The organism is Pseudenterobacter timonensis, assembly GCF_900021175.1.
Classification (GTDB): Bacteria; Pseudomonadota; Gammaproteobacteria; order Enterobacterales; family Enterobacteriaceae; genus Enterobacter; species Enterobacter timonensis.
The window spans coordinates 15,089-41,377 of record NZ_FCOP01000013.1; the positions used below are offsets into that span (position 1 = coordinate 15,089).

Annotated in this window: 27 protein-coding genes and 3 pseudogenes; 16 read left to right on the top strand and 14 right to left on the bottom strand. The window is 55.3% G+C overall.

All coding sequences use genetic code 11. From position 1 onward, the window contains the following. Positions 1 to 87: 87 nt before the first annotated feature. Complete coding sequence (locus BN3796_RS15475; protein ID WP_061709267.1) at positions 88 to 690, bottom strand: TetR/AcrR family transcriptional regulator; 603 nt, start codon at positions 688 to 690, stop codon at positions 88 to 90. 72 nt (positions 691 to 762) lie between these two features. Here BN3796_RS15475 and bdcA point away from each other — a divergent pair, with 72 nt between their 5' ends. After that, positions 763 to 1,476, top strand: coding sequence for an SDR family oxidoreductase (bdcA, locus tag BN3796_RS15480; protein ID WP_061709268.1), 714 nt, complete (start codon positions 763 to 765; stop codon positions 1,474 to 1,476). A gap of 69 nt (positions 1,477 to 1,545) precedes the next feature. Here bdcA and BN3796_RS20305 read toward each other — a convergent pair whose 3' ends face one another. The 6 genes and pseudogenes from BN3796_RS20305 to BN3796_RS15500 all read right to left on the bottom strand — a co-directional run bounded on the left by BN3796_RS20305 (position 1,546) and on the right by BN3796_RS15500 (position 6,351). After that, positions 1,546 to 1,950, bottom strand: a complete 405-nt coding sequence (locus tag BN3796_RS20305) for a hypothetical protein (protein WP_238379238.1) — start codon at positions 1,948 to 1,950, stop codon at positions 1,546 to 1,548. An 8-nt stretch (positions 1,951 to 1,958) separates the two neighbouring features. Next, on the bottom strand, positions 1,959 to 3,137 hold the full coding sequence (locus BN3796_RS15485; protein WP_061709269.1) for a hypothetical protein: 1,179 nt from the start codon (positions 3,135 to 3,137) through the stop codon (positions 1,959 to 1,961). A gap of 2 nt (positions 3,138 to 3,139) precedes the next feature. Then, a complete protein-coding gene (locus tag BN3796_RS20310) occupies positions 3,140 to 3,709 on the bottom strand; it encodes a PAAR domain-containing protein (RefSeq protein ID WP_238379239.1) in 570 nt (189 codons plus the stop codon). Positions 3,710 to 3,719: 10 nt separating this feature from the next. Beyond that, positions 3,720 to 3,877 (bottom strand): annotated as a pseudogene (locus BN3796_RS21045) (recombinase family protein); the annotation flags it as partial. A 16-nt stretch (positions 3,878 to 3,893) separates the two neighbouring features. Beyond that, positions 3,894 to 5,930, bottom strand: coding sequence for a peptidyl-dipeptidase Dcp (dcp, locus tag BN3796_RS15495; protein WP_061709270.1), 2,037 nt, complete (start codon positions 5,928 to 5,930; stop codon positions 3,894 to 3,896). Between the two features lie 127 nt (positions 5,931 to 6,057). Beyond that, on the bottom strand, positions 6,058 to 6,351 hold the full coding sequence (locus BN3796_RS15500) for a hypothetical protein (RefSeq protein WP_061709271.1): 294 nt from the start codon (positions 6,349 to 6,351) through the stop codon (positions 6,058 to 6,060). 200 nt (positions 6,352 to 6,551) lie between these two features. On the opposite strand from BN3796_RS15500, the gene ydfG reads away from it, so the two are divergent. Beyond that, on the top strand, positions 6,552 to 7,298 hold the full coding sequence (ydfG, locus tag BN3796_RS15505; protein WP_061709272.1) for a bifunctional NADP-dependent 3-hydroxy acid dehydrogenase/3-hydroxypropionate dehydrogenase YdfG: 747 nt from the start codon (positions 6,552 to 6,554) through the stop codon (positions 7,296 to 7,298). A 34-nt stretch (positions 7,299 to 7,332) separates the two neighbouring features. On the opposite strand, the gene BN3796_RS15510 is transcribed toward ydfG, so the two are convergent. Continuing rightward, the gene (locus BN3796_RS15510; protein WP_061709273.1) at positions 7,333 to 8,226 is read right to left on the bottom strand and encodes a LysR family transcriptional regulator; all 894 of its coding nucleotides are present in this window, start codon (positions 8,224 to 8,226) and stop codon (positions 7,333 to 7,335) included. A 93-nt stretch (positions 8,227 to 8,319) separates the two neighbouring features. On the opposite strand from BN3796_RS15510, the gene BN3796_RS15515 reads away from it, so the two are divergent. The 4 genes from BN3796_RS15515 to ydfZ all read left to right on the top strand — a co-directional run bounded on the left by BN3796_RS15515 (position 8,320) and on the right by ydfZ (position 11,955). Beyond that, positions 8,320 to 9,303, top strand: coding sequence for an aldo/keto reductase (locus tag BN3796_RS15515; protein WP_061709274.1), 984 nt, complete (start codon positions 8,320 to 8,322; stop codon positions 9,301 to 9,303). Positions 9,304 to 9,363: 60 nt separating this feature from the next. Beyond that, positions 9,364 to 10,551, top strand: a complete 1,188-nt coding sequence (locus BN3796_RS15520) for an MFS transporter (protein ID WP_061709275.1) — start codon at positions 9,364 to 9,366, stop codon at positions 10,549 to 10,551. A gap of 285 nt (positions 10,552 to 10,836) precedes the next feature. After that, positions 10,837 to 11,523 carry a GntR family transcriptional regulator gene (locus BN3796_RS15525; protein WP_061709276.1) on the top strand — a complete coding sequence of 229 codons (687 nt, stop codon included), beginning with the start codon at positions 10,837 to 10,839 and terminating at the stop codon, positions 11,521 to 11,523. 228 nt (positions 11,524 to 11,751) lie between these two features. Next, complete coding sequence (gene ydfZ, locus BN3796_RS15530; RefSeq protein WP_061709277.1) at positions 11,752 to 11,955, top strand: putative selenium delivery protein YdfZ; 204 nt, start codon at positions 11,752 to 11,754, stop codon at positions 11,953 to 11,955. A gap of 41 nt (positions 11,956 to 11,996) precedes the next feature. On the opposite strand, the gene BN3796_RS15535 is transcribed toward ydfZ, so the two are convergent. The 5 genes from BN3796_RS15535 to BN3796_RS15555 all read right to left on the bottom strand — a co-directional run bounded on the left by BN3796_RS15535 (position 11,997) and on the right by BN3796_RS15555 (position 17,816). After that, positions 11,997 to 13,457, bottom strand: coding sequence for a mannitol dehydrogenase family protein (locus tag BN3796_RS15535; protein ID WP_061709278.1), 1,461 nt, complete (start codon positions 13,455 to 13,457; stop codon positions 11,997 to 11,999). Between the two features lie 223 nt (positions 13,458 to 13,680). Beyond that, positions 13,681 to 15,063: an MFS transporter gene (locus BN3796_RS15540; protein ID WP_061709279.1), complete on the bottom strand. Its 1,383-nt coding sequence runs from the start codon at positions 15,061 to 15,063 to the stop codon at positions 13,681 to 13,683. A gap of 66 nt (positions 15,064 to 15,129) precedes the next feature. After that, positions 15,130 to 16,149, bottom strand: a complete 1,020-nt coding sequence (locus tag BN3796_RS15545) for a Zn-dependent oxidoreductase (protein ID WP_061709280.1) — start codon at positions 16,147 to 16,149, stop codon at positions 15,130 to 15,132. 14 nt (positions 16,150 to 16,163) lie between these two features. Next, positions 16,164 to 17,378, bottom strand: a complete 1,215-nt coding sequence (gene manD / locus BN3796_RS15550) for a D-mannonate dehydratase ManD (protein ID WP_061709281.1) — start codon at positions 17,376 to 17,378, stop codon at positions 16,164 to 16,166. Between the two features lie 111 nt (positions 17,379 to 17,489). After that, entirely contained in the window at positions 17,490 to 17,816 is a 327-nt protein-coding gene (locus BN3796_RS15555; protein ID WP_061709282.1) for a YnfA family protein, read from the bottom strand. A 141-nt stretch (positions 17,817 to 17,957) separates the two neighbouring features. Between BN3796_RS15555 and BN3796_RS15560 the strand changes: the two genes are divergently transcribed. Then, on the top strand, positions 17,958 to 18,296 hold the full coding sequence (locus BN3796_RS15560; RefSeq protein WP_061709283.1) for a DUF1283 family protein: 339 nt from the start codon (positions 17,958 to 17,960) through the stop codon (positions 18,294 to 18,296). Positions 18,297 to 18,302: 6 nt separating this feature from the next. Here the strand turns inward: BN3796_RS15560 and BN3796_RS15565 are convergent, their stop codons facing one another. After that, positions 18,303 to 19,013 (bottom strand): YnfC family lipoprotein, encoded by a 711-nt coding sequence (locus tag BN3796_RS15565; protein ID WP_081430681.1) that lies wholly within the window; start codon positions 19,011 to 19,013, stop codon positions 18,303 to 18,305. Between the two features lie 498 nt (positions 19,014 to 19,511). Here BN3796_RS15565 and BN3796_RS20320 point away from each other — a divergent pair. The 9 genes and pseudogenes from BN3796_RS20320 to osmY all read left to right on the top strand — a co-directional run. Next, positions 19,512 to 19,592: pseudogene (locus tag BN3796_RS20320) on the top strand (type VI secretion system tube protein Hcp); the annotation flags it as partial. Positions 19,593 to 19,602: 10 nt separating this feature from the next. Beyond that, a pseudogene (locus BN3796_RS21250) lies at positions 19,603 to 19,737 on the top strand (STM2901 family protein); the annotation flags it as partial. Then, complete coding sequence (locus tag BN3796_RS15570; protein ID WP_081430682.1) at positions 19,737 to 20,054, top strand: DUF1493 family protein; 318 nt, start codon at positions 19,737 to 19,739, stop codon at positions 20,052 to 20,054. The pseudogene BN3796_RS21250 and the gene BN3796_RS15570, both read left to right, overlap by 1 nt. Positions 20,055 to 20,280: 226 nt before the next feature. After that, complete coding sequence (locus BN3796_RS15575) at positions 20,281 to 20,586, top strand: DUF1161 domain-containing protein (RefSeq protein WP_061709285.1); 306 nt, start codon at positions 20,281 to 20,283, stop codon at positions 20,584 to 20,586. Between the two features lie 126 nt (positions 20,587 to 20,712). Beyond that, a complete protein-coding gene (gene ynfE, locus BN3796_RS15580; protein WP_061709286.1) occupies positions 20,713 to 23,151 on the top strand; it encodes a selenate/tellurate reductase subunit YnfE in 2,439 nt (812 codons plus the stop codon). A gap of 10 nt (positions 23,152 to 23,161) precedes the next feature. Continuing rightward, positions 23,162 to 23,776: a dimethylsulfoxide reductase iron-sulfur subunit DmsB gene (gene dmsB, locus BN3796_RS15585; RefSeq protein WP_061708578.1), complete on the top strand. Its 615-nt coding sequence runs from the start codon at positions 23,162 to 23,164 to the stop codon at positions 23,774 to 23,776. Between the two features lies 1 nt (position 23,777). Next, positions 23,778 to 24,632: a dimethyl sulfoxide reductase anchor subunit family protein gene (locus BN3796_RS15590; RefSeq protein ID WP_061709287.1), complete on the top strand. Its 855-nt coding sequence runs from the start codon at positions 23,778 to 23,780 to the stop codon at positions 24,630 to 24,632. A gap of 41 nt (positions 24,633 to 24,673) precedes the next feature. Continuing rightward, positions 24,674 to 25,288 carry a Tat proofreading chaperone DmsD gene (gene dmsD, locus BN3796_RS15595; protein WP_061709288.1) on the top strand — a complete coding sequence of 205 codons (615 nt, stop codon included), beginning with the start codon at positions 24,674 to 24,676 and terminating at the stop codon, positions 25,286 to 25,288. 276 nt (positions 25,289 to 25,564) lie between these two features. Next, positions 25,565 to 26,275, top strand: coding sequence for an osmoprotectant ABC transporter permease OsmY (gene osmY, locus BN3796_RS15600; RefSeq protein ID WP_061709289.1), 711 nt, complete (start codon positions 25,565 to 25,567; stop codon positions 26,273 to 26,275). Positions 26,276 to 26,289 lie beyond the last annotated feature (14 nt).

Genomic DNA, 26,289 nt, shown 5'->3' on the forward strand with positions numbered 1-26,289 from the left:
AAACATGCCTTCTATTGCAAAACATGCTGTAGCGCTACCTTTTCTTCAGACGGTAAGTTCGACTGAAACAATACAAGCGAAAGCAGTTCATTCAAGCCGGTTCGGTACTGTTGCTGATAAGGCCAGCCCGGCAAGACGGGCGCTTTCCAGTAATTGCTCAACGCCATAACCTTGTCGGGCTTTAGCGGAGAGTCCGGACATAACAACGCTCATAAAAGCCGTTAAACGTTCAGCCTCCTGCGGATAGTGAGAGGCGATAAAATCATAAATCCCCCTCTCCGCTGCCCGATAAAATGACCCGGCTGATTCCCGCGCCTGAGGATCGTTACACCGGGTGCCTTCGATAACCAGACAGCCCGTACACATTTCATTGCCGGCATACAGCCGCGCCGCCGCTTCTAGCAGTTCCGTTAACGCCTCTGCGACGGGTCGCCCTTCGCGCAAAATCTCTGTAAAGGGAAGCGCGCTTGTTCTGGAATAGCGACTAAGTACCTGGTTATACAAGCCAATTTTGCTGCCAAACACGCCATAGAAACTTGGGGGATTTATGTCCAGCGCGGCAGTCACCTCTGCAACGCTCACCGCGTCATATCCGCGCGCATGAAACAAACGCTGCGCCACGGTTACCGCGTTTTCAGCATCGAATTTTCGCGGGCGTCCGGGCGTTTTACCTATTTTTGTAGTGCTCATTACAAAACCGTTTGACTTTATATTTCTGGTGATTTGTAGTGTACACTACAAAACCCGATGAGGATATTCAGCATGCGCAATTTTGAAGGTAAAAACGTTCTGGTTATGGGTGGCAGCCGGGGTATTGGCGCCGCGATTGTGCGCCGTTTCGCGACAGAAGGTGCAAAAGTCAGATTCACCTACTCCGGTTCAAAAGAGGCAGCACAGGAATTAGCGAAAGAGACAAAATCGGAGGCTATTTTTACCGACAGTGCCGATCGAGAGGCTGTTATCACAACAGTGCGTGACAGCGGACCGCTCGACATTCTGGTGGTTAATGCTGGCATTGCTCTGTTGGGCGATGCGCTGGACCACGATCCTGATGCTGTTGACCGCCTGTTCAGGATTAATATTCATGCTCCCTATCATGCGTCTGTCGAGGCGGCACGCAAAATGTCTCCCGGTGGACGTATCATTATCATCGGTTCAGTTAACGGCGACCGTATGCCGGTTCCCGGCATGGCGGCTTACGCGCTGAGTAAATCAGCCCTACAGGGTTTAGCCCGCGGCCTGGCGCGTGATTTTGGACCACGAGGAATAACAATCAACGTGGTTCAGCCCGGACCAATAGATACCGATGCCAATCCTGAAAACGGGCCGATGAAAGATCTGATGCACAGCTTTATGGCGATAAAAAGACACGGACGACCTGAAGAGGTCGCGGGTATGGTCGCCTGGCTTGCCGGGCCGGAGGCCGGTTTTGTCACAGGCGCGATGCATACGATAGATGGCGCATTCGGCGCTTAATTTATAATGTTTGAACGATAAAAAACCGGGCATCGCGCCCGGTTCGGTTTCAGCCTGATAAAGGCTTACTCACTCAGCCCGCGATTTTTCAGCATCGGCTCGATCTTTGATCTTAATAGTATATGTTTTATCAAATTCCCCGCCTGTCGCTACATTTGTGCCAAACAATCCGCCTGATACGCGTACAGTGACAATCCCCGGCTTTACGGGTACTCCCTGAATCCTGACGCAATTGTGTGCCGGAGAATCGTTACAATATCTTAAAGTTAATCCTGTATCGGATGGAATGATTTCACCTACGAATCTTTCTTTCCCACTGGAATCTAAAGATGATACAGCGCCACCATTTATATTTATTTCACTGGAATACAGCGTTCCTACTAGAGCATCGTTGAGTGAATTACCATCAGGAGTAACATTAGCATGTAAACTGCATGCTGATACTGCAAATGAAATAAAAACAATAAAAAACATCCTCATGGCTATTTTAATGGTTTGAAAACCATCCCCCCGAAGAATCTGTTGATAAAAAACCGCAAATCTTTTTTCTGTTTAATCCAGTTAGCTGATTCTCCCCAAGAAAATAACTTTAAGTTAATATACCTATTTTCATCCTGTGTTACAGAACCATCCCATACAACCCAGTGCGTTGGTAATGTCGTGTTGTTTGTACTACCTTCAAGCAGCCCATCATTTATTAATGTCACGACTTTATAACCTTGCTCCACATACTTATTTAAATCTCTAATTCCCTGGGTGCCTGCCTGAGTGATTCCTACATTACTAAAAACTATTTCATAACCGGCCTTTTCAAACCACTCCCTCAGTGTTTGCCACATTGTGATACCAGCCACTGGCGAATCAAGAGCATCAAAGCTCAGTATGGTATTTTCTGAATCCCTGAGTCCAGCCAGCGTCATCCAGTCAATCCCTAAGATCCCTGGCTGACCTCCACCTGTATAAAACATACCTGAAGGGTGTTTACACCCTTCGCCAGGGGAAATTGTCAATGCACCTATTTTAGTCTTTCCATACCGCCAGAGTTCCCTGGCAGCTTGGGCATAGACATCAGGGCGGTCCATTTGAACACAGTAAAAAAATGCAGCAGGTCCACATACACTTGCGCTGGCCTGATAAGGATAAGAATAATGATAAAATCTGTCGTGTACTTCAGATTCAATTTTATGTTTTTCAAACGGATCCTGCGGCGTTCCGACAGGATATTCTTTCGCTACAAATGGTCGTTCAGGGAGGGTAATTTTAATCTGCTTTGTTTCGCCCCCCTGACTCTCGGGCTTCATTGTCCCTGTTGACTCAAAATAACAGGGGTTTTCCCGCTTCACCGGAGACCAGGCTTTGCCTGATGCAAATTCTTCCAGCGTGTACATTTTAGTGAACGGAACAGGCGTTACACAGTGCGTATGCAACAGGGTTTTTCGATAAAGTTTTATTTCCATAATATAAATTGTCGAAAGTGACTCATTTATATTTGCGGTCATGTGAGTCTGGGTTTCATAATTACCCGAAAACGCCTGTTGTTTCACATCTACCAGAGGGAATTTATTTCTGCGTGAGTCCATGCGATAAATACACAGGTCATACAGTAAAGAATCAGCCGGGACATTAGAGTTAATACGGGTACTGAGGTGGTAAACAGCCATATTTAATCCATTAAAATATGCAGATTAATATTTTCAGGGGATTCAGCATAATGCCATCCCGTAACCCCGTGCTCATCGGTAACGCCAGCTTCAGAACGTCCGTCCGGGAATATGAGGGTGTAGCGACAGCCTGCCATTAGCAGGCCATCGTCACCGGCACACTGAAAGCGAATACAGTTCCGGGTGCTGGCATCCTGTGTCTGCTGCGCTGGTACAGGCGACTGACTGGTATTGCGGGAGGTGAGTGAGCTAGTGCCTGTGCTGGTCCACTGCGTGGCTGAACCGTAAACATAGTGATCGGGGCAACGGCACAGTACCCTGTCACCGGTGGCAGCATACGCTTTGCCTTCTTCTGCCCAGTCCTGTGCGGAGGCCAGGATTTCAAAATACCCGTTGCATTTGCTGCATGAAGCCTTGTCGCCGGTCCGGGCTATTGCTTTACTTCCTTCAAACCAGGACGCAGTCGCTGAAATGATTTCTCCGTAACTCGTTTTATCACCAAGACAGGCCAGCGCTCTCGCCATCATTAATCCCTCAATATATAAGCGGTTATACCCGTCGGCATCATACAACAATCACAACTTAACCAACATTATCCATTTCTGAATGCCGGTAAAGCGCCTGAATGCGGCGTATCCGGGAGGGCGGTATCCTGTCGCATCTGCCGTTTCACGAATGCTCAATTTCTTGACCTGCCGGTAGTGCCGGGCATTCTGATGTCGTTCCTGAAAGGCCAGTTTTCAGCCTGATAAGGTCTTACTCACTCAGCCCACGATTTTTCAGCATTGGCTCGATCTGCGGATCGTGCCCGCGCCACTGGCGATAAAGCTCCGCCAAATCCGTACTATTCCCGCGTGACAAAATCGCCTCGCGGAATTTCTGGCCGTTTTCACGCGTCAGGCCGCCCTGCTCCACAAACCACTGGTAGCCGTCATCGGCCAGCATCTGTGTCCAGAGATAGGCGTAATAACCCGCCGCGTAACCGCCGCCAAAGATATGGGCGAAGTAGCTGCTGCGATAGCGCGGCGGCACGGCGGGGAGATCCAGCCCCTCTTTCTTCAGCGCGGCGGATTCAAATGTTTCGACATCATCTACCTTTTCTGTGGCGCTGAGGCCGTGCCAGTTCATATCCAGCAGGGCGGCGCTCAGCAGTTCGGTCATGTCATACCCCTTGTTGAACTGCGTGGCGTTAAGCATCTTCTCACGCAGCGTCTCCGGCATCGGCTCCCCGGTCTGATAGTGGCGGGCGTAGCGGATAAAGACCTGCGGATGGCTCGCCCAGTGCTCGTTGATCTGCGAGGGGAACTCGACAAAATCACGCGGCGTGTTGGTGCCGGAGAGGGTGGCGAAACGCTGGCGGGCAAAGAGGCCGTGCAGGGTATGACCAAACTCGTGGAACAGGGTGATGACATCATCCCAGGAGAGCAGCGCCGTCTGGCCGCTGGCGGGTTTCTGGTAGTTACAGACGTTGTAGATCACCGGGCGGGCGGCAAACTCATGGGACTGCTCAATAAAGTTGCCCATCCAGGCGCCGCCGCCTTTCGAATCGCGGGCAAAGAAGTCACCGTAAAAGAGCGCCATGCCTTCGCCGGTATGATCGAAAATCTCCCAGACGCGCACGTCCGGATGATAGACCGGAATATCGAAACGCTCGACAAAGCGGATACCAAACAGCTGGCTCGCCGCCCAGAATACCCCCTCCTCCAGCACCGTATTCAGGGCGAAGTAGGGTTTTATCTGCGACTCATCCAGCGCGTAGCGTCCCAGCCGCACGCGCTCGGCGTAGAAGGCCCAGTCCCAGGCCTGCACCTGAAAACCGCCCTGCTCGTCATCTATCACCTGCTGGATATCCGCCTGTTCAGCGCGCGCCCGCTCCCGCGAGGCGGGAACAATTCCGCGCATAAAGGCCAGCGCCGCGTCGGGCGTTTTCGCCATTTGATCGGCGGTGCTCCAGCTGGCGTAACTGTCAAAACCCAGCAGCTGCGCCTGTCGCGCGCGCAGGGTCGCGAGGCGAAGAACGATACCGCGGGTATCGTTCTCATCCCCTTTCTGGGTACGGTTCCAGCCTGCCTGGAAGAGGTTTTCCCGCGTCTGCCGGTCGCGAAGCGACGCCAGCGCAGGCTGCTGCGTGGTGTTAAGCAGCGGGATAAGCCAGCGCTCCGACAGCCCTTTCTCAGCTGCGGCCTGGGCGGCAGCGGCGATCTCTTCCGCGCTCAGCCCGTCAAGCTGATGCGCATAATCCACCACCAGCCCGCCCGCCTTGTCCGCCGCCAGCAGACGCTGGTTGAACTGGCTGGTGAGCGAGGCGGCTTCGGTATTGAGCGCTTTCAGCTCCGCTTTTTGCGCCGCATCAAGCCTGGCCCCCGCCAGGATAAATCGCTGATGCATCACCTCCACCAGCCGACGCGACTCGTCATCAAGCGATTCCCGCGCCTGCCAGACCGCCTCCACGCGGGCAAAAAGCGTATCGTTAAGCCAGATATCATTGGCTAATGCGGCAAGCTCGGTTGCGATAGCCTCCTCCAGCACCTGCAACGCGTCGTTGGTATGCGCCGAGGTCATGGCGAAAAAGACGCTGCTGACGCGGGTGAGCATCGCCCCGCTTCGCTCCAGCGCTAACACGGTGTTGTCAAAATCAGGGGCGGACTCAAGCGCCACGATAGCCGACACCTCCTCGCGCTTCTGGCGTATCGCCTCATCAAACGCGGGACGATAGTGGCTATCGTCAATCAGATCGAAACGGGGAGCCTGATAGGGCAACAGGCTGACGTCAAAAAAGGGATTAGCCGACATGTTTTACTCCAGAACGCAGATTATCTCCCCAGAGTAGGTCAGCCTGCGCCGGGCTGCAATCTTCACATCAGGGCAGCCCTGCTAATCACGCCCGGTGGCGTGTGTCATAAATGAGGCATGGATGACATTAATTTTCCCCCCGCCTCGCCCGCCACTCACGGATCATCTCCGGGGTCACTTCATTTTCATAGCAAACGGGGGCATAGCCGCCCGCTTTGCTCCAGGCGCTGCGTTTTCCGCAGGCGCTGCCGTTGCGGGCGCGGTTGAAGGGGCAGGCACAGTTGCCGGACCAGCCAGCTATCGACTCCGCGATAATGGCTTTCTTAACCTCGCTGTCAGAAAGGCGGTTCGGTTTTGCCAGCGTTGGCTGTGCCAGGAATGCCAGGACAACAAGAGTGATAAAAAATCCTTTCGTTTTCATACTAAAGTCCTTATTTACACCACAAACTTTCTCTGGAGCAGTAAATTACCCTGGCATGGCGCTAAAAAATGTCGAATAGATCCCCCTGTAGATATCAGCGCAGCCTCTTGCGACTTATGAAGGAAGCAAAGTTGCCTTAACGCGGCGCCAGCGGGCGTGCTATGGTATTACCCCCACAAAAAGCGTTGAGGAACAGAGAGATGATTGTATTAGTTACCGGTGCAACGGCAGGTTTTGGTGAAAGTATTACGCGTCGCTTCGTCGCCAACGGGCATAAGGTGATTGCTACGGGTCGTCGTCAGGAGCGTCTGCAGGAGCTGAAAGAGGAGCTGGGCGACAGCATTCTCACCGCACAGCTCGACGTGCGTAACCGTGCCGCTATCGAAGAGATGATTGCCGGTCTGCCCGCCGAATGGCGTGAAATCGACGTTCTGGTCAATAACGCGGGACTGGCGCTGGGCATGGAACCGGCTCACAAAGCGAGCGTCGAAGACTGGGAAAATATGATCGACACCAATAACAAAGGTCTGGTCTATATGACCCGTGCCGTTCTGCCGGGGATGGTGGAGCGGAACCGTGGACACATCATCAATATTGGCTCTACCGCGGGCAGCTGGCCCTATGCGGGCGGCAACGTTTACGGCGCGACCAAAGCCTTTGTTCGCCAGTTCAGCCTCAACCTGCGCACCGATCTGCACGGCACCGCCATTCGCGTTACCGACGTTGAGCCAGGACTTGTGGGAGGCACCGAGTTCTCTAACGTTCGCTTCAAGGGCGATGATGCGAAAGCGGATAAAACCTACGAGAACGCCAACGCCCTGACGCCGGAAGATGTGACTGAAACGGTCTGGTGGGTCGCCACCCTGCCGAAACATGTCAATATCAACACCGTGGAAATGATGCCGGTCAGCCAGAGCTTTGCGGGCTTAAACGTGCACCGCGGATAGTTACCCTCCGCCCGGCCTGCGGGCCGGGCTGCTTTTATGGCATCGTCAGTTGATCTTTGACCTCATCGAACAGAGCAATGAGATGGTCTGCGGTTGCTCTGACCCGCCGTGACTCCGCCAGATCCGAATGCATAACCAGCCACAGCGCCTGATCCACTCCAGGCTCAGAATCAATACATTGAAGATCCTTTTCTCTCGCCATAAAGTGCGGCAAAACGCCTAAACCCAGCCCTGCTGACACTGCCGATACCTGTGCCACGAGAGTATTTGCTTCCACCCGGCACGGCCTTCCGCGCAACATTCGCGTAACCCATCGTGCGGCAGGGAGGTGCTGGTGTGAATCGGACCAACCTACATAGTGGGCCTCACTTAGCCTTACCCCCCCTTCCATCCGGTCCAGTTCTTTGAGGTATGTTTTTGCGCCGTACAGACCAAACCCTACGGTTCCCAGACGCTTCAGCGTCAGATTCCCGCTCTCAGGCTTTACCATCCGTACGGCTAAATCGGCATCCCTGCGATGCAAATTAACCGATTGTACTCCGCTCAGAACCTCCACCCGCAGGCTGGGATATTTTTCCAGCAACGTTTTCAGCGAAGGCTGAATAAAATGGGAGGCAAGATTATCAGATGTCGCCAGCCGGACAAGCCCCGCAACATTCCCCTGTAAATTCGCCGTCTCGCCGAAAGCGAGCCCTGCATATTCCAGCGCCTCAGCACGCTCCAGCAGCGCCTCGCCCTCGTCCGTAAGCCGGTAGCCGCTCTGATGCCTGCTAAACAACGGCATAGCCAGAGCCTGCTCTAGCCGCTCCAGCCTTCTTGAGATCGTTGCAACCCCCATCTCAAGAGCTTCTGCTGCGCCGCTTAACATTCCTGCACGCACGATGGCCAGAAAAATACGTGTGTCATCCCAGTTGAATGCTCTCTTCATAGGCTTTCCGATTGTGGAAAACGGCTCTCCGCTTTCGTCTCTGTTTTATCGATTCCGACAAGAGGATACTGCAGTTCCCACAAGGAGATAAACATGCAAACACGTAAACTGACAGGGTCCCTCAACGTATCTGCTATTGGCCTGGGCTGTATGGGCATGAGCGAGTTTTATGGTCCTCGCGACGATGAGACATCGCTGGCAGTGCTGGATAAGGCAATAGCGCGAGGTATTAATTTCCTGGATACCGCAGATACCTATGGTCCCTGGCACAATGAGGAATTGCTGGGCAAATTTATCAGGACTCGTAAGCCCCGGCTAAAGCTGGCTACCAAATTTGGCATTGTCCGCCAGCCCGGTGAATATAAAAGAAGCCTCTGCAATACCCCGGATTACGCGCGTAAGTGTTGCGAAAATTCGCTTAAACGCCTGGGCGTAGACCATATCGATCTCTATTACGTACATCGCGTTGATACCCGCACTCCCATCGAAGAGACGATGTCCGGCCTGGAGAAGCTGGTGCGGGAAGGGAAAATCGGTCACATCGGTTTATGCGAGGTCAGCGCGGATACGCTCCGTCGCGCTCATGCGATTCACCCTGTGGCTGCGGTGCAGACAGAATATTCTCTCTGGAGCCGGGAAGCGGAAGAGCATGTACTCCCGTTATGTAAAGCTTTAGGGATTGGCTTCGTAGCCTATTCACCGCTTGGGCGTGGTTTTCTGACGGGCAGGTTTCAGCATGAGCCGGTACCGGTAAAGGAGGACTTTCGCAGCTCGCTTCCCCGTTTTCAGCCAGAGAATCTCATTAAAAACCACTCCCTTGTGGATTTGTTAACGGCCCTGGCGGTGAGCAAAGGCTGCAAACCTTCACAGATAGCGCTGGCCTGGTTACTTGCTCAGGGCGAGAACATTGTGCCTATACCCGGCACCTGCAACCTGCACCATCTGAATGAAAATGTTGATGCCCTGGGCGTTCAGCTTTCTGAGGCCGAACTGCGGGACCTTCGTACAGCGATATCCACCGTCTCAATCGCCGGGGAACGTTACACGGCTGAAGGAATGAAAGGCGTCAATAGTTAAGTTTCCTGCGCCCTTACATCACATTTCGACCACTTCCGAGATATTTCAAGAGTACTTCTAATGAACGACACCCTTTTACATGCGAGCCCAGTGCCTGTGCGCGCCTGGGCAGCAATATTTGCGCTTGGGATTAGCGCATTTTCGATTGTAACCAGCGAACTTGCCCCCGTGGGCATGCTCAGCGCCTTAGCGAAGGATCTGCATCAGACTGAGTCTGGCGCAGGCCTTGTTGTGACCATCTACGGCTGGGTTGGTGCGCTGACGGCGCTTGTTGCCGGAGCGATGCCCGCACGCATCCCGCGAAAGGCTCTGCTTGTTGGCCTGATGCTGATTCTTGCCTTTTCATGTCTGGCGACGACACTTTCCCACTCCATGACTCTCTTTATGATTGCGCGTATGGCCGGAGCAATCGCACACGGCACTTTCTGGGCATTCATAGGCGTTGTGGCGGCGCAAATTGTTCCGGTAGAGAAACTGGGAGTCGCCACAGCGATCGTTTTTAGCGGTGTTTCGGCTGCCAGCGTTATAGGGGTGCCGCTATCCAGTTTGCTTGCTGATATCGCAGGGTGGCGAAGCGCATTTACGGCGATTTCCCTGCTGTCACTACTTACCGCCTCTATTCTGTTCTGGACGCTGCCCAGGCTGGCTGCCCCTGTATCGGTCAGATTAACGCTCTACTATGGGATCTTCAAAAAACCGGTACTTATTGCACTTTATGCGGCTACAGCCTGCATTATTTCTGCTCACTTTGCCGCTTTTACCTATCTCGAACCCTTGCTGATAAAGACTCAGGGCGTACCACCGACTTCCATTTCAGCATTGCTGCTGGCGTCCGGTCTTTCTGGTCTGATGGGGAATATCATCGCAGGCAAGCTTATCGATCGTTATATTAAAGCGCTGATTATCACTTCACTTATCCTGAGTGCAGTTGCGCTTGGCGCACTTGGTGTTGGTAACGCAGCACCGCATTCTCTCTGGTTAACAGGAATGCTGCTGGCAATATGGGGGGCAAGTATGGCTGTTATATTTGTTGGATTACAGACATGGCTGCTTCGCTGCGCCGGGGATGGAGCACAACCCGCCTCAGCCATCTATGTTGCCATTTTTAATGCCGCGATTGGAACGGGGGCGCTTGTTGGTGGACGTGTGATAGCGGTAACAGGACTTCAGAGCATCGCCTTATTTGCCGCTGGCACCCTGCTGTGCAGCATAATCATCGTCTCAATGCTGAAAAAACCTGCGCATTAATCGCCTTCGCAGAGGCCTGTTTAGCAAAAAGGAAACAGCCAGCAGTCAGGAAAGAAGGTATCATTTAACAGAATCCCCGTTGTTCCAGAGGCGGGGTTTTTCCCCTGCGTGCCGTTGAAATGCCGCAGAGGTTTTGGCCCGCCTTTAAGCTGTAGCAGATACACCGGATGCCGGTTAACTCGCTACTGGATAAGCTAAAGTACACCCCATACAACGGCCAGGCCTGTGCCGGGGGGCAAAAGAATGGTAGTATTCTGAAGTAACCCTTTTGAGATATCGCAACGCATGGCCGCTGAATCGCAACTTAATCCTACCCAGCCCGTTAATCAGCAGATCTACCGCATCCTGCGTCAGGATATTGTCCATTGCCTGATCCCGCCCGGTACGCCGCTTTCTGAAAAAGAGGTGTCGGTGCGTTTTGACGTCTCCCGCCAGCCGGTGCGTGAAGCCTTTATTAAGCTGGCTGAAAACGGATTGATCCAGATCCGTCCCCAGCGCGGCAGCTACGTGAATAAAATTTCCCTCACCCAGGTACGCAACGGCTGTTTTGTACGCCAGGCGATAGAGTGCGCCGTCGCCCGCCGCGCCGCCACGCTTATCGACGACCATCAATGCTATCTGCTGGAGCAAAATCTGCATCAGCAGCGCATTGCCATTGAGCGCAAACAGCTCAACGATTTCTTCCAGCTTGATGACGAGTTTCATCAGAAGCTGGCGCAGATTGCCGACTGCCAGCTGGCGTGGGATACCATCGAAAATATTAAGGCCACCATCGACCGCGTACGCTATATGAGCCTCGACCACGTCTCGCCGCCGGAAATGCTGCTTCGCCAGCATCACGATATTTTCACCGCGCTGGAAAAACGCGACGCCGACGCGGTGGAAAAAGCGATGACCCTGCATCTGCAGGAAATTGGCGAGTCGGTACAGCTTATTCACCAGGAAAACAGCGACTGGTTTTCCGAAGAGTAATTTGCCGCACCCCGTTATGTTACGGGGTGCGTTAACCTGCCTGTTCCTCCTTTTCTCCTTTTCCCGCCCCAAAAGCCTCTGTTACCCGTTCGGGTGAAATCTGCACAAAAAAGTGTGATGTTGATCAAAAACAAAAAAACGCATGGCGCAGAGGGGTATTTATAGGGCTCCGCGAACGGCAGCAGTCGATATTTCGCCGTATCGGGTAAGCTTTAAGGAGACAAAACAATGATGACTTATGACCGTAACCGTAATGCTATCACCACCGGCAGCCGTGTAATGATTAACGGCACCGGCAATACCGGCGTCGTTAAGGCGATTCATGGCGAAGGGCTTGATGCCGCGCAGGTACGCCGGTGCAAAACGGTAGAAATCGAAGGTTGCGAAGGTCGTTTTGAACCCATCGAACTCATTCGTCTTGGGTTCCACTAAAAAGCGCCACCATGCCGCCGCGAACGGCGGCATGTGAACTTTTACTCTGTTACGGTCTGCGCCACGGCGGCTTTAGCCCCTTTCTCCAGCAGCAGACGATAAGCAGCCATCACCGCCTCCACAAAGCGTGCTTCCAGCGGCAGCTCCTGACCGAAGATCGCTTCGATCCCCAGTAGCGCTTTAACGCGGCTCTCCCCTTCTTCACTGCCCTGCACCGCCGCCTGAATCTGTGACAGCAGCGGATCGCATACTTCAATGGCATTGCCTTGCTCATCCACGCCGCCGACGTAGCGCATCCAGCCGGCAATGCCCAGCGCCAGCAGCGGGAATGGACGCTGATGAGCCAGATGCCAGCGTACGGAGTCAAGCATACGCTGCGGCAGCTTCTGACTGCCGTCCATGGCGATCTGCCAGGTGCGGTGACGCAGCGCCGGGTTGCTGTAGCGAGCGATAAGCATCTCGGCATAACGCGCCAGATCCACCCCTTTCACCTTTAGCGTCGGCGCCTGCTCCTGAAGCATTAGCGCCTTCGCCGCCCGGCGGTAGTGTTCATCTTCCATGCAGTCGTTAATGTGCTGATAGCCCGCAAGATAGCCAAGATAGGCGAGGAAAGAGTGGCTGCCGTTCAGCATGCGCAGCTTCATCTCTTCAAAGGGAACCACGTCCGAAACCAGTTCGGCTCCCGCCTTCTCCCACGCCGGACGACCGGCGACAAAATTATCTTCAATAACCCACTGGCGGAACGGCTCGCAGGCCACCCCCGCCGGGTCGCGTACGCCGGTGATCTGCGCGATCTTATCCAGCGTCTCCGCCGTGACGGCAGGCACGATGCGGTCAACCATTGTTGACGGGAAGCTGACGTTCGCCTCGATCCAGGCGGCCAGCTCGCTGTCCACCGCGCGGGCATAGGCGCAGGTGACGTTGCGCATCACATGGCCATTTTCCGGCATGTTATCGCAGGACATGACGCTAAATGGCGCCAGGCCCGCCGCTTTACGACGCGCCAGCGCTTCCACCACCACGCCGGGCGCCGATTTCGGCTGATGCGGATTTTGCAGATCGGCGGCGATCAGCGGGTGATCGAGCATCAGCTGGCCCGTTGCTGGCGAGTGGCAATACCCTTTCTCGGTAATGGTCAGCGAGACAATCGCTACCTGCGGCTCGCACAGCGCCGCCAGCACCGTTTCCAGCCCATCCACCTGCGCGTGCAGCGCCTGTTTTACCACTCCTGCGACCCGCGCGGTCCAGCCATCCGCCGACATTTCCGCCACGGTGTAGAGATTATCCTGCCCCCTGAGGTCGGCAATTTGCTGCTCCCCGCCAATCAGGTTGACTTCGCAGTAGCCCCAGTCGCTGCCGTGTTCGGCCGCCAGAATGTCGGCATAGACCGCCTGGTGCGCACGATGGAATGCGCCAAACCCTAAATGAACAATCCGCGCTTTCAGATTATCGCGATCGTACTGAGGAAGCGTGGCGTTCGCCTGTAATAACTGGTTTTCCATGATTGTGACTCGTCAGAAAAGTGAAGCTCAAGTCTGCCGCGCGCCCTGCGCAACGGCGACTGCGTACTACATCAACTAGAATGGCAGTGAGGAAAAGACTACCTCTCCCCACCACCATACCGATCCCGCAGCTCCGGATATTGATTTATATTAACTTTTGTCCAGGTGGTGTGATATGAATTAAAAGTTGTGTGACATCTATCGACAACCTATAAACCACACCTTATCCCTGGCGACGGCTTTCCAGCGCGCTATAAGCCATCGTCTGCGGCTCACTTTCTGCGGCGTCTGCCGCCAGGCTCAGGTCGCGGTCGCGCACCTCCGGCATCAGCAGCGCCGAGAGCAGGCCGATCACAGAATAAGCCACCAGCATCGCCATAATCGGCCACCAGGAGCCGGTCATATTACAGAAGATACCGGCCAGTACCGGGCCAAAGCCCACCGCGACCAGGCCGCCCGCTTCTTTAGCGATCGCCATACGCGTAAAACGATTACGGGAGCCAAAAATTTCCGCCATAGTGATGTTTTCCAGCGCGAAGAGGCCCAGCACCGCCACGTTATGAATAATGATAATGGAGGTCATAATAGTGCCGGGGCTGTAGGTCTTATCCACGATCATCGACAGCATCGGCCAGGCCAGAATAATCGCCGAGATATTCAGGATGATATAAGGCAGGCGGCGTCCAACCTTATCCGACAGCCAGCCCAGCAGCGGAATCGTCAGGAAACCGAGGATGGAGCTTATCATCAGCGCATCGGTGGGGATGGCTTTATCAAACAGCAGCGTCTGCACCAGGTAGCCCGCCAGGAAAGTCTGGATCAGACCGGAGTTGCCCGCCTGACCAAAACGCAGTGCGGTGGCGATCCAGAAGGATTTGCTGCTGAACATCGCGCCAAGCGTGTTCTCCTGCGCCGCCAGCGGCGTTGCGGTCTCGCCTTCGCTGACCTTTTCGAATACCGGGCTCTCTTTCAGGTTGAACCGCAGCCAGATGGCGAAAATCATTACCACCACGCTTGCCAGGAACGGCACGCGCCAGCCCCAGGCAATAAGCTCCTCGCGGGAGAGGGCAAAGAACATCACCGCCCAGATCGCCGTGGCGCTCAGGGTGCCGCAGTTAGTGCCCATCGCCACCAGCGAGGAGATGATGCCGCGCTTGCCCTTCGGCGCGTACTCCGCCAGCATGGTGCCCGCGCCGGAGATCTCCGCCCCTGCTCCCAGCCCCTGGATGATACGCAGCGTCACCAGCAATACCGGCGCGAAAATACCGATCTGCGCATAGGTAGGCAGAACGCCAATCAGGGTGGTACAGATCCCCATCATGGTAATGGTAATAAAGAGCACCTTTTTACGGCCAATACGATCGCCCATGCGACCAAAGATAAACGCCCCGACGATGCGCGCAATATAGCCCGCGCCGTAGGTACCCATCGCCAGAATCAGCGCCATAGCGGCGGACTGCTCCGGAAAGAAGATTTCATGAAAAACCAGAGCTGCGCCCAGCGAGTAAAGCTGGAAATCCATAAACTCGAGCGCGGTGCCCAGCCAGCCGGAGACGGCGGCCCGCACCAGATCCGAGGTGCTTCGTTGAGGTTGTGCTTGATTCATAATGGCTATCTCGACAAGGTAAGATGCATATTTTCTGAGCCCGTCATGGCAGGCCCTCTCGCGTAATTAGTTTTGAAACGTGAGTAACACTTTGCAGCACTGCCGCTGGTCTTTCTCAAAGAGTTCGATAGCGTCGCCAACGTGCTGGTAATCAAAGGTATGGGTAATCAGTTTTTCCGGATCGATCGCCCCTTTCGCCAGCCAGTCGATCACTACCGGGAATTTCCTCGCATTCAGGCGTGATGAGAAAATAGAGAGCTCTTTGCCAGTAATACCCTGCTGAACAATCTGGCTCGGCTCGCTGGAGAAGCCCATCAGAACGATGCGCGCCGCCGGCGAGGCCAGGGTAATCGCCTCCTGCAAAATGGAGGGATGGCATGCGGCGTCAACGATCAGCGTCGGCTTCACTCCCGCCTCCGCCAGCGCGTCGGCAAGCGGACGCTCCCCGTTGTTGATGGTCCAGTCCGCGCCGCTGCGTCTGGCCATCGCCAGCCGCTCTTCGATGCGATCGGCCACAATCACCTTCTTCACCTTGTAAACCCCTTTCAGCGCCTGCACCGTGACCAGCCCCATAGGGCCTGCGCCGTAGATCAGCGCCACATCCTGCTCCCGCGGCGCTGCCTGCGCGGTAACGTTCGCGGCGATGGTAAAGGGTTCAACCATCACCGCATGCCGGTCTGTAATGGCATCGGGGATGGTCCAGGCATTTTGCGCGGGCACCACGGCGTATTCGCTAAAACCTCCGTCGCGGTGAACCCCCAACACAACCAGGGAGGTGCAGACGTTCGGCTTGCCGACGGAGCAGGGATAGCAATGACCGCAGCTAATGACCGGGTCGACGGACACTCGTTCGCCGAGGCGTTTTTCATCCACCCCCTCGCCCACGGCGTCAATAACGCCGAAAAACTCATGTCCGATTACGCGCGGATAGCGGGCAAACGGGTTATGACCACGGTAGATATGGCTGTCCGATCCGCAAATCCCGGCGAGACGGACCTTCACCCGCACCTCCCCCGCTGACGGCACCGGCAGAGGGCGCTCCTCGATGACCAGCTTCCCGGGTTGTTCAATTACTACGCTTTTCATCATTTCTTCCTCTGTTACCAGTTCCACAGGGTGCCGTCTTCCAGACGCGCCACCGGCAGATAAGCGGGATCGTAGGGGTATTTCGCCGCCAGCTTTTCATCGAACTCAATGCCGAGGCCCGGTTTATCGCCAGGATGCATATAGCCGTTGTCAAAGCGCCAGCTGTGCGGGAAAACTTCCAGCATCTGTTCGGAATAGCCCATATACTCCTGCACGCCAAAGTTAGGCACCCACAGGTCGAAATGGAGCGCCGCGGCATGGCAAATCGGCGAGAGATCCGACGGGCCATGGGAGCCGGTACGAACCTGGTAGAGGGAGGCGAAATCGGCGATACGGCGCATCCCGGTAATGCCGCCCGCGTGGGTAATGGTGGTGCGGATATAGTCGATCAGCTGTTCTTCAATGAGCTGCTTGCAGTCCCAGATGCTGTTAAAGACTTCCCCTACCGCAATCGGCGTGACGGTATGCTGGCGAATCAGGCGGAAACAGGCCTGATTCTCCGCCGGGGTGGGATCTTCCATCCAGAAAAGGCGATGATCCTCGATGCTCTTGCCGAAGCGGGCCGCCTCGATGGGGGTCAGGCGATGGTGCATGTCATGCAGCAGATGCTCGTGGAAACCAAACTTATTGCGCACCGCCTCAAACAGCTTTGGTGTAAAATCGAGGTACTTTTCGCTGGACCAGAGCTGCTCTTCCGGCCAGAGCCCTTTGGAAGCAGGCTCATACGCCAGCCCTTTCCCCTTCGCCATGCCGTAGGTGGTTTTCATTCCCGGGATGCCGCACTGTACGCGAATCGCCTTAAAGCCCATCTCTTTATGGCGGGCGTAATCCTCCAGCACATCGTCGATGGTATGGCCGGTGGTGTGGCAGTAGACCATCACCCCTTCACGGGAAGCGCCGCCCAGCAGCTGATAGAGCGGCATATTGGCCGCTTTGGCTTTGATATCCCACAGCGCCATATCCACGGCGGAGATCGCCGACATGGTGACCGGCCCGCGACGCCAGTAGGCGCCTTTATAGAAGAATTGCCAGATATCTTCGATACGCTGCGCATCCCGCCCTATCAGCTGCGGGCAGAGATGATCCTTCAGGTAGGAGGCCACGGAGAGTTCCCGTCCGTTAAGGGTGGCATCCCCCAGGCCGACAATCCCCTCGTCGGTGGTGATTTTAAGGGTGACAAAATTGCGCCCCGGGCAGGTAACAAAAACTTCAGCCCCGACAATTTTCATAACGTAGTTCCTTACATCGCATGTTGTGATGTGGGAAATTTACGCAACTGAGCTACTACCATACAAGTATAAAGATCGAAAAATCGACCTCCGATCACAAAAAACTGCGCTTCAGGCGCGCCCCCAGCCAGCGATAATAATCAGCGTTCCGCAGAGGACAACGCATGCGCCAGCCCAGTCCCAGGCGCTGAGTTTTACCCCGTCCACCACCCATAACCAGAGCAGCGCGGTGCAGATATAGACGCCGCCGTAAGCCGCGTAGACCCGCCCGCTGGCCGCCGGGTGCAGCGTCAGGAGCCAGACAAAAAGCGCCAGCGCCAGCCCCGCAGGGATCAGCACCAGCCCCGGCGCGCCGCGCTTCAGCCAGAGCCAGGGAAGAAAGCAGCCGATGATTTCGCACAGCGCAGTAACAAAGAAAAGTAAGCTGGTTTTAAACATATTCAGGGTCGCTAAGGGGACATTTAACTATCATACGCGATAATGACCCGCCTCTTTCCATGCCCGCTGTGCGGGTATGCGCCCCTTTTCAATTGGTGTAGAATATTTCAGCCCGTCTGCACTCGTTTAAAGGAACACGCCATGAGGAAATTACGCACACGCCTTTGTCTGGCGGCCATGCTCTCCGTGACGGCTTTCGCCTTCACCGCGCCGGTCTCGGCTGAAACCAGCAAGCTGATTATTGAATCTGGTGACAGCGCCCAGAGCCGCCAGAATGCCGCCATGGATAAAGAACAATGGAATGACACCCGCAGCCTTCGCCAGAAAGTGAATACCCGCGTCGAAAAAGAGTGGGATAAAGAGGATGTAGCCTTTGACGCTCGCGACAAGTGTCAGCAAAGCGCCAACGTCAACGCCTACTGGGAGCCTAACACCCTGCGCTGCCTGGATCGCCGCACAGGCCGCACCATCGCGCCCTGAGGGTGCTCAATAGTAGTCGATACTGTTTTCAATGGTATATTTACGCGTCACCGCTGGCGTGGCGCGTTCATCCTTAATCACCATTTCACAGCTTAACGGATTATTGTGACGATCGTAGTCGCATGTCTGCTTCACCGATCCGACCGGCTTATCGTTAAGAGAGCTCACCGCGGTGTAATCGAGCTTTTTACGTTTGTCCTTTGAAGGCGTGGCGGTAACCGCCAGATGCTGCCCCGCCGCGACGGTGGTTTTACCCAGCGGATAACCTTCCGTATCGTAGCGGTATTTCACCTCCATCTCCTTCCCGTGCGCCGCCACGACAAAGCCGTTGTCATCGGTCTCCCAGACGATCCCGGCGGCAGGCAGCTCGGCGAGCTGACATTTTCCCTGCAGTTTAACCTTTTGCTGCAGCGTTTCGGCGTCGCGGTAGTAGTTAGCGTCCAGCACCAGCGACACACTCGTGCTGGCGTCAAGATCGTGCATTTCCAGGGTGTCAAAACAGCCTTCCGCAGAGAGCGAGCCCGCGACCCGCTTGCTCACCTCTCCCTTGTCATTGACCAGCGTCTGGGTAAAGGCTTTAACCGGCCCGCGCAAGGGATCAAAGTCAAACTCATTCGAAAAACTCGCCATCTCCGGCGTAAAAGCGAGGGGTTCAGAGGCGTTATCGCACCCCGCCAGCGCCGTTCCCAGCGCCATCAAAACAACTAATTTTTTCACGTCATTCACCGCTGCGGGGAAAATTCCCAATTAGAGTAATAAATACAGCCATTTACATTATAGCTTCCTGGAGTGAAGTGAAATTATCCAATTCAATGTATTACGTTATTTACTTCAACGCTCCGACAAATCGTCCATTATTTATCAATAAGTTAAATCTATTTCTGGAGAAGATTCCAGACTTTTGAACAGTATGTTTTGCGCCCACTGCATAGCTCCTCGTTTGGATTGAACTGAATGAATGTGCGCCTTTCGTTCTCTTCCATCAGATGCGTTCGCCATGGCGGGCCAGAATGCGGGCTACATTTCGTGACAAAAAGGCATAATAACCTACCCTACAATACTGTACATAAGCACAGAAAACACTGTAAATCATCCCCCTCACGAATACCAAACAAAATTACATATCATTGATTTATATAACTTTTCATGGAGAAATCATAAAAAGAAAGGTATAGTTTTTGCCTGACATCATTCATATAAAGGTATTAAAATAACATGGCTATACCAGGAAACATGTGGTTATACGATGATGGCGGCGCGCTGATTAAGGGCGGCTGCGACGTTCAGCACAGAGAGAATAAGAACTGTAATAGGTAGGGCTGTACCTTATGTCGGTTATGCTCAGGCAACCATTATATTTTCCTTAGTTGCAAGAGAGACAAGAAAAAAATATAACCTGATCGCCCGCCCGAAAGATCAAATCGCATGGACAAGTTTCTGATGCTGCTACCTGATGAACAAGAGTTTTTACAATACATCACCGAAAATTATAGTGCGCGCAAACGCCCAGCAAAAAAAGAATGGACGTTTAAGGAACATTTTAATCTCCTGCCGGAAGATCTGGAGGATATGCTTATTGACCTGTTCACCAGATATAGCATCGAACATAGCAATTTTGTTTTAGATAACTATTTTGAATCTGAGATATTTTGGTGGCAATGGAAGCGTAGAAAACAATGGCTTAACCGCCCATTGAAGGCTCTTACTCTGGAAATGATCATTGAATCAGCCAAAGCCGGGAAATGGCTCTACGATTAATACCAGTATTACTGCAATTTTAGCCCGAGGCCTGTTAACGCCCGGGCTTTTTTAAAATCACAACTGAGCGTTTAAGTCTCATTTCTCTGCCAGCCAGTAGAGGAAAAGGTTGGAATGACGGGGTGGAAAAATCGTAATGAGAAATATCAGAAAGTTAACTACAGAGAAAGATGCTTACATTGGTTCTGCTAAAATTATAGCGACTGACAGAAATAAGGAGAGAAAGATGAAACGGTTAACCTGGATCACCGCGCTGCTGTTAGCGGGCGCTTCCCCTGCCGTGCTGGCTGCTCCCGACTCATGTGAACGCGTTAAAAGCGACATCCAGCAGCGCATTATCAACAATGGCGTACCGGAGTCGGGCTTTACGCTGGATATTGTGCCAAACGATCAGGCGGATCGCCCTGACGCCCAGGTCGTCGGCCACTGCGCCAACGATACACATAAGATCCTCTATACTCGCACCAGCAGCGGTAACTATCCGGTAAGCGGCGCGGCGACGCAAGATGGCGTTCCGGCTGAGCCGCAGTAATTTTTTATTCCACTCTGACCCTTGTTTTGACAAGGGTTAATATTTGCTACCTCCAAATAAGTAACACTCACCCCCTCGTTAGCCTGATTATCGTTTCGGGCTGAAATCATCAAGCTGGGGTGAGTTATGTCTGAAAAAGAACCGCACGGCGGGATCAGCCGTCGAACACTCGTTAAATCCACCGCCATCGGCTCGCTGGCGATAGCGGCCGGAGGCGTCTCCCTGCCTTTTGGCCTGAAAAGCGCCGCCGCGGCAGTACAGCAGGCGACAGCGCCGCAGCCGGATAAGGTGGTCTGGGGCGCCTGCTCCGTCAACTGCGGCAGCCGCTGCGCCCTGCGCCTGCACGTGCGCGACAACGAAGTTTACTGGGTAGAAACCGATAACACCGGCGATGACATCTACGGTAACCATCAGGTGCGCGCCTGCCTGCGCGGCCGCTCTATCCGTCGGCGCATTAACCATCCTGACCGTCTTAACTATCCTATGAAGCGCGTGGGCAAGCGTGGCGAAGGTAAATTCGAGCGCATCAGCTGGGATGAGGCGCTGGATACGGTGGCCGCCAGCCTGAAAAAGGTGGTCAGTCAGTACGGCAACGAAGCGGTCTATATCAACTACTCCTCGGGGATCGTCGGAGGCAATATCACCCGCTCCTCCCCCTACGCCTCGCTGGTAGCGCGCCTGATGAACTGCTACGGCGGCTTTCTCAGCCACTACGGCACCTACAGCACCGCGCAAATCTCCTGCGCCATGCCCTATACCTACGGCTCGAACGACGGCAACAGCACCTCCGATATTGAAAACACCAGGCTGGTGGTGATGTTTGGCAACAATCCGGCAGAGACACGCATGAGCGGCGGCGGCATCACCTACTATCTGGAGCAGGCCCGCGAGCGCTCCAGGGCGCGTATGATCGTTATCGATCCGCGTTACACCGACACCGCCGCAGGGCGTGAAGACGAGTGGATCCCGATTCGCCCCGGCACCGACGCCGCGCTAGTGTCGGGCATCGCCTGGGTGCTGATTAATGAAAATCTCGTCGATCAGCCTTTCCTCGATAAATACTGCGTCGGCTATGACGAAAAGACCCTGCCGGAAGGGGCGCCCGCTAACGGTCATTATAAGGCCTGGATTCTGGATCAGGGCGAGGATGGCATTGCCAAAACCCCCGCCTGGGCCTCGCGCATCACCGGCATCCCCGAAGATCGCATTATTAAGCTGGCTCGCGAAATTGGCAGCACGAAACCTGCCTATATCTGCCAGGGGTGGGGACCGCAGCGCCAGGCCAACGGCGAGCTGACCTCCCGCGCCATCGCCATGCTGCCGATTTTAACCGGCAACGTCGGTATCCACGGCGGCAACAGCGGCGCGCGCGAATCCACCTACACCATCACCATCGAGCGCATGCCGCTGCCGGAGAATCCGGTTAAAACGCAGATCTCCTGCTTTACCTGGACCGATGCCATTGCGCGCGGCCCGGAGATGACCGCTACCCGCGACGGTGTGCGCGGCAAAGAGAAGCTCGAGGTTCCGATCAAATTTATCTGGAACTATGCCGGTAACACCCTGATTAACCAGCACTCCGATATCAATAAAACCCACGAGATCCTGCAGGACGATAAGCTGTGCGAGATGATAGTGGTGATCGACAACTTCATGACCTCCTCCGCGAAGTATGCCGATATCCTGCTGCCGGACCTGATGACCGTAGAGCAGGAAGATATCATTCCCAACGACTACGCGGGCAATATGGGCTACCTGATCTTCCTCCAGCCCGTCACCGCGCCCAAATTTGAGCGCAGGCCTATCTACTGGATCATGAGCGAGGTGGCGAAGCGCCTTGGGCCGGATGTTTATCAGCGTTTTACCGAAGGACGTACCCAGGAGCAGTGGCTGCAGTTTCTCTACGCTAAAATGGTGGCGAAAGATCCGGCGCTCCCCTCGTATGAGGCGCTGAAAAAGATGGGCATTTACAAGCGGCGCGATCCGGCGGGGCATTTCGTTGCCTATAAAAAATTCCGCGAGGATCCTGAGGCTAACCCGCTGAAAACCCCTTCAGGTAAAATCGAGATCTACTCCAGCCGGCTGGCAGAGATTGCGTCGACCTGGGAGCTGGCAAAAGATGAAACCATCAGTCCGCTACCGGTGTATGCCTCTACCTTTGAGGGCTGGGATGCGCCCGAGCGCAGCAAATTCCCCCTCCAGCTTTTCGGTTTTCACTTCAAGGCCCGCACTCACTCCAGCTACGGCAATGTAGATGTGCTGCAGGCGGCCTGCCGTCAGGAGGTGTGGCTGAACCCGGTGGATGCGGAGCCGCGCGGCATCAAAAATGGCGATCTGGTACGCGTCTTTAACGATCGCGGCGAGTTGCGTATCCCGGCGAAAGTCACGCCGCGCATCATGCCCGGCGTAAGCGCCATGGGCCAGGGCGCCTGGCATGATGCCGATATGAACGGCGATCGCGTCGATCGCGGCGCCTGCATCAACACCCTTACCACCCATCGCCCCTCCCCGCTGGCCAAGGGAAACCCGCAGCACACCAACCTGGTGCAAATCGAGAAGGCGTAAGGAGTAACCCATGACACAGTACGGATTTTATATTGACTCCAGCCGCTGCACCGGATGTAAAACCTGCGAGCTGGCCTGCAAGGACTACAAGGATTTAACCCCGGAGGTCAGCTTTCGCCGTATCTACGAATACGCGGGCGGCGACTGGCAGGAGGACAACGGCGTCTGGCACCAGAACGTCTTTGCCTACTACCTCTCCATCTCCTGCAACCACTGCGAAGACCCGGCCTGCACCAAAGTCTGCCCCAGCGGGGCGATGCACAAGCGCGAGGATGGCTTTGTGGTGGTTAACGAGGATGTCTGCATCGGCTGCCGCTACTGCCATATGGCCTGTCCGTACGGCGCGCCGCAGTACAACGCCGCCAAAGGGCATATGACCAAGTGCGACGGCTGTCATGAGCGCGTGGCGGAGGGCAAAAAGCCGATCTGCGTGGAGTCCTGCCCGCTGCGCGCGCTCGATTTCGGACCGATTGAGGAGCTTCGCCGGAAGCATGGCAAGCTGGCGGCGGTTGCGCCGCTGCCCTCGGCGCACTTTACGAAGCCGAATATTGTGATTAAACCCAACGCCAACAGCCGCCCGACGGGCGATACCACCGGCTATCTGGCAAACCCGAAGGAGGTGTGAGATGGGAAACGGATGGCATGAGTGGCCGCTGGTGATCTTCACCGTTTTTGGGCAGTGCGTGGCAGGCGCGCTGATCGTGATGGGGCTGGTCTGGCTTAAGTCGCGCGACGAGGCGGCCCGCGCGCGCCTCATACGCAGCATGTTCTTTCTGTGGGTGGTGATGGGGGTCGGTTTTGTCGCCTCGATTCTGCATCTCGGTTCGCCGCTGCGGGCCTTTAACTCCCTTAACCGGGTGGGGGCCTCGGCGCTGAGTAACGAAATCGCCGCAGGTTCGCTCTTCTTTGCGGTGGGCGGTATCGGCTGGCTCGTGGCGTTTTTAGGTAAAATGCCCGCCGTCGCCGGAAAGCTCTGGGCCATTGTCAGTATGGTACTGGGTATCCTCTTTATCGGGGCGATGACGCACGTCTACCAGATCGATACCGTTCCTACCTGGCACAACGGCTTTACGACGCTGAGCTTTTTCCTGACCGCCGCGCTGGCGGGCCCGCTCTTCGCCGCCCTTCTGCTGCATAGCGCCGGGGTCAGTTTTAACGCCGGACGCGCCGCCGCTCTCAGCGTACTGGCGCTGCTGGCGACCGTGGCGGTGGTGGTGATGCAAAGCAACGGGCTGGGGGCTATCCAAAGCGCAATTCAGCAGGCCAGCGCGCTGTTGCCTGACTATGGCGCGCTGCAGGTCTGGCGTATCATATTGCTTGCCGCCGGACTCGGCTGCTGGATCTGCCCGCTGGTGCGCCGACAGGAGCCGAAAACGCCGGGCCTGGCGGCGGGCATTCTGCTGGTGTTGGCAGGTGAACTGATTGGCCGTGGACTCTTTTATGGTCTGCACATGACCGTCGGCGTGGCAATTGCCGGTTAATAACAAAGCGCGGGACAACCCGCGCAACAAGGATTGATCTCATGACTGAACTGTCCCAACGCGAATCTTTCGCGTTTTGCGCCAGGGTGTTAGGTGCCCTGTTCTACTACCCGCCGGAGAGCGAGCAGGCCGCGCCGCTGGTCGCCGCCCTGACGCAGAGCGACTGGTGGCGGGACTGGCCGCTGGCGGAGGAAAGCCTGCTGCCGCTGGCAAAAGCGATGCGTGAACCCGCAACGGAGCCCCTGAGGGACGCCTGGCAGCGGCTCTTCATCGGCCCGTGGGCGCTGCCTGCGCCGCCGTGGGGCTCCGTCTGGCTCGATCGGGAGTCGGTACTGTTTGGAGAGTCAACTCTCTCGCTGCGCCAGTGGATGCGCGATAACAATATCCATTTCGCGATGGAGCAGAACGAGCCGGAAGATAGCTTTGGCGCGCTGCTGTTGCTCACCGCCTGGCTTACGGAAACGGAACGCGACGCCGAGCGTGACCAGCTGCTGGCATGGCACCTGTTGCCATGGAGTAAACGGTTTTTAGCGGTGTTAGCCGAACAGGCGAATCATCCCTTCTACGTTGCGCTGGCAAAGCTGGCCCAACTGACGCTGGCGCAGTGGCAGGAAGGGCTGCTTATCCCGGTTGCCGATAAGCCGCTCTGGCGTTAATCCTCAGCCCGCGCGTCTGGCGCGCGGGCCTCCTGTTTGTGACGTTGTCACCTTCACCGCTCCGCTTTTAAGACTATTCTGCACCGCCCCGCTCAGCCCTTATGCCACAGGGCGTAACCCTGGATTTACAGCACCCCGCGCGGATCACACATTTCCCCTCCTGGCTGGAACCCTTCCCATCGCCTTGCTATAGCTGAACTACCCCTGCCGAAACATGGCATAACAACAGGCAATCACAGGATTGCTATAACACATGCACCCAGGGAGCACATCACCATGTACTCGTCGTTCCTTAAACGTTCGTTGCTATTCGTGGGTTTGATCGTTTTCATTCTCGCCCTTCTGGTCTGGGGGGTGGGTCCGGAGACGATTAAAGCGCGCCAGGTCGACCTTATCTATCTCGGCGAGCAGCATCTCAAACTGGTTTTTAGCTCCATGTTCTTTGCCCTGCTGGTGGGGATCCCCAGCGGAATTTTGCTGAGCCGTCCTGCGGCGCGCGGCATCGCTGAATATGTGATGCAGATTTTTAACGTCGGTAACACCCTGCCGCCGCTGGCGGTGCTGGCGCTGGCGATGATCGTGATTGGTATCGGGGATAAGCCCGCCATTATCGCCCTGTTCCTCGCCTCGCTGCTGCCCATTGTCCGCAACACCTATGCCGGATTGTGTTCAGTACCAGCCTCGCTGATTGAGGCGGCTAACGGTATCGGCATGACCAAATGGCAGCGGCTGCGCCAGGTGGAGCTGCCCAACGCCTGGCCGGTGATGCTATCCGGTATTCGCATCGCTACCGCCATTAACGTCGGCACCGCGCCGCTCGCCTTCCTGATTGGCGCCAGCAGCTATGGCGAGCTGATTTTCCCCGGCATCTACCTCAACGATTTCCCGACGCTGATTTTGGGCGCGGTGGCCACGGCGCTCTTTGCGCTGATTCTGGACACCCTGCTTGCCGAGCTTGGCCGTCTGCTCAGCCCGCACACCGCCTGATAAGAATAATAAGG

Excerpts from the sequence above, each read along its gene's own strand:
- ydfZ (WP_061709277.1), top strand. The coding sequence starts at position 11,752 with ATGATGACTTATGACCGTAACCGTAATGCTATCACCACCGGCAGCCGT.
- bdcA (WP_061709268.1), top strand. The coding sequence starts at position 763 with ATGCGCAATTTTGAAGGTAAAAACGTTCTGGTTATGGGTGGCAGCCGG.
- BN3796_RS15500 (WP_061709271.1), bottom strand. The coding sequence starts at position 6,351 with ATGAAAACGAAAGGATTTTTTATCACTCTTGTTGTCCTGGCATTCCTG.
- BN3796_RS15545 (WP_061709280.1), bottom strand. The coding sequence starts at position 16,149 with ATGAAAAGCGTAGTAATTGAACAACCCGGGAAGCTGGTCATCGAGGAG.
- BN3796_RS15590 (WP_061709287.1), top strand. The coding sequence starts at position 23,778 with ATGGGAAACGGATGGCATGAGTGGCCGCTGGTGATCTTCACCGTTTTT.
- BN3796_RS15540 (WP_061709279.1), bottom strand. The coding sequence starts at position 15,063 with ATGAATCAAGCACAACCTCAACGAAGCACCTCGGATCTGGTGCGGGCC.
- BN3796_RS15520 (WP_061709275.1), top strand. The coding sequence starts at position 9,364 with ATGAACGACACCCTTTTACATGCGAGCCCAGTGCCTGTGCGCGCCTGG.
- BN3796_RS15510 (WP_061709273.1), bottom strand. The coding sequence starts at position 8,226 with ATGAAGAGAGCATTCAACTGGGATGACACACGTATTTTTCTGGCCATC.
- BN3796_RS15575 (WP_061709285.1), top strand. The coding sequence starts at position 20,281 with ATGAAACGGTTAACCTGGATCACCGCGCTGCTGTTAGCGGGCGCTTCC.
- dcp (WP_061709270.1), bottom strand. The coding sequence starts at position 5,930 with ATGTCGGCTAATCCCTTTTTTGACGTCAGCCTGTTGCCCTATCAGGCT.
- manD (WP_061709281.1), bottom strand. The coding sequence starts at position 17,378 with ATGAAAATTGTCGGGGCTGAAGTTTTTGTTACCTGCCCGGGGCGCAAT.
- ydfG (WP_061709272.1), top strand. The coding sequence starts at position 6,552 with ATGATTGTATTAGTTACCGGTGCAACGGCAGGTTTTGGTGAAAGTATT.
- dmsB (WP_061708578.1), top strand. The coding sequence starts at position 23,162 with ATGACACAGTACGGATTTTATATTGACTCCAGCCGCTGCACCGGATGT.
- osmY (WP_061709289.1), top strand. The coding sequence starts at position 25,565 with ATGTACTCGTCGTTCCTTAAACGTTCGTTGCTATTCGTGGGTTTGATC.
- ynfE (WP_061709286.1), top strand. The coding sequence starts at position 20,713 with ATGTCTGAAAAAGAACCGCACGGCGGGATCAGCCGTCGAACACTCGTT.
- BN3796_RS15570 (WP_081430682.1), top strand. The coding sequence starts at position 19,737 with ATGCTGCTACCTGATGAACAAGAGTTTTTACAATACATCACCGAAAAT.
- BN3796_RS15535 (WP_061709278.1), bottom strand. The coding sequence starts at position 13,457 with ATGGAAAACCAGTTATTACAGGCGAACGCCACGCTTCCTCAGTACGAT.
- BN3796_RS15560 (WP_061709283.1), top strand. The coding sequence starts at position 17,958 with ATGAGGAAATTACGCACACGCCTTTGTCTGGCGGCCATGCTCTCCGTG.
- BN3796_RS15555 (WP_061709282.1), bottom strand. The coding sequence starts at position 17,816 with ATGTTTAAAACCAGCTTACTTTTCTTTGTTACTGCGCTGTGCGAAATC.
- BN3796_RS15475 (WP_061709267.1), bottom strand. The coding sequence starts at position 690 with ATGAGCACTACAAAAATAGGTAAAACGCCCGGACGCCCGCGAAAATTC.
- BN3796_RS15515 (WP_061709274.1), top strand. The coding sequence starts at position 8,320 with ATGCAAACACGTAAACTGACAGGGTCCCTCAACGTATCTGCTATTGGC.
- BN3796_RS15485 (WP_061709269.1), bottom strand. The coding sequence starts at position 3,137 with ATGGCTGTTTACCACCTCAGTACCCGTATTAACTCTAATGTCCCGGCT.
- BN3796_RS15525 (WP_061709276.1), top strand. The coding sequence starts at position 10,837 with ATGGCCGCTGAATCGCAACTTAATCCTACCCAGCCCGTTAATCAGCAG.
- BN3796_RS20305 (WP_238379238.1), bottom strand. The coding sequence starts at position 1,950 with ATGTTTTTTATTGTTTTTATTTCATTTGCAGTATCAGCATGCAGTTTA.
- dmsD (WP_061709288.1), top strand. The coding sequence starts at position 24,674 with ATGACTGAACTGTCCCAACGCGAATCTTTCGCGTTTTGCGCCAGGGTG.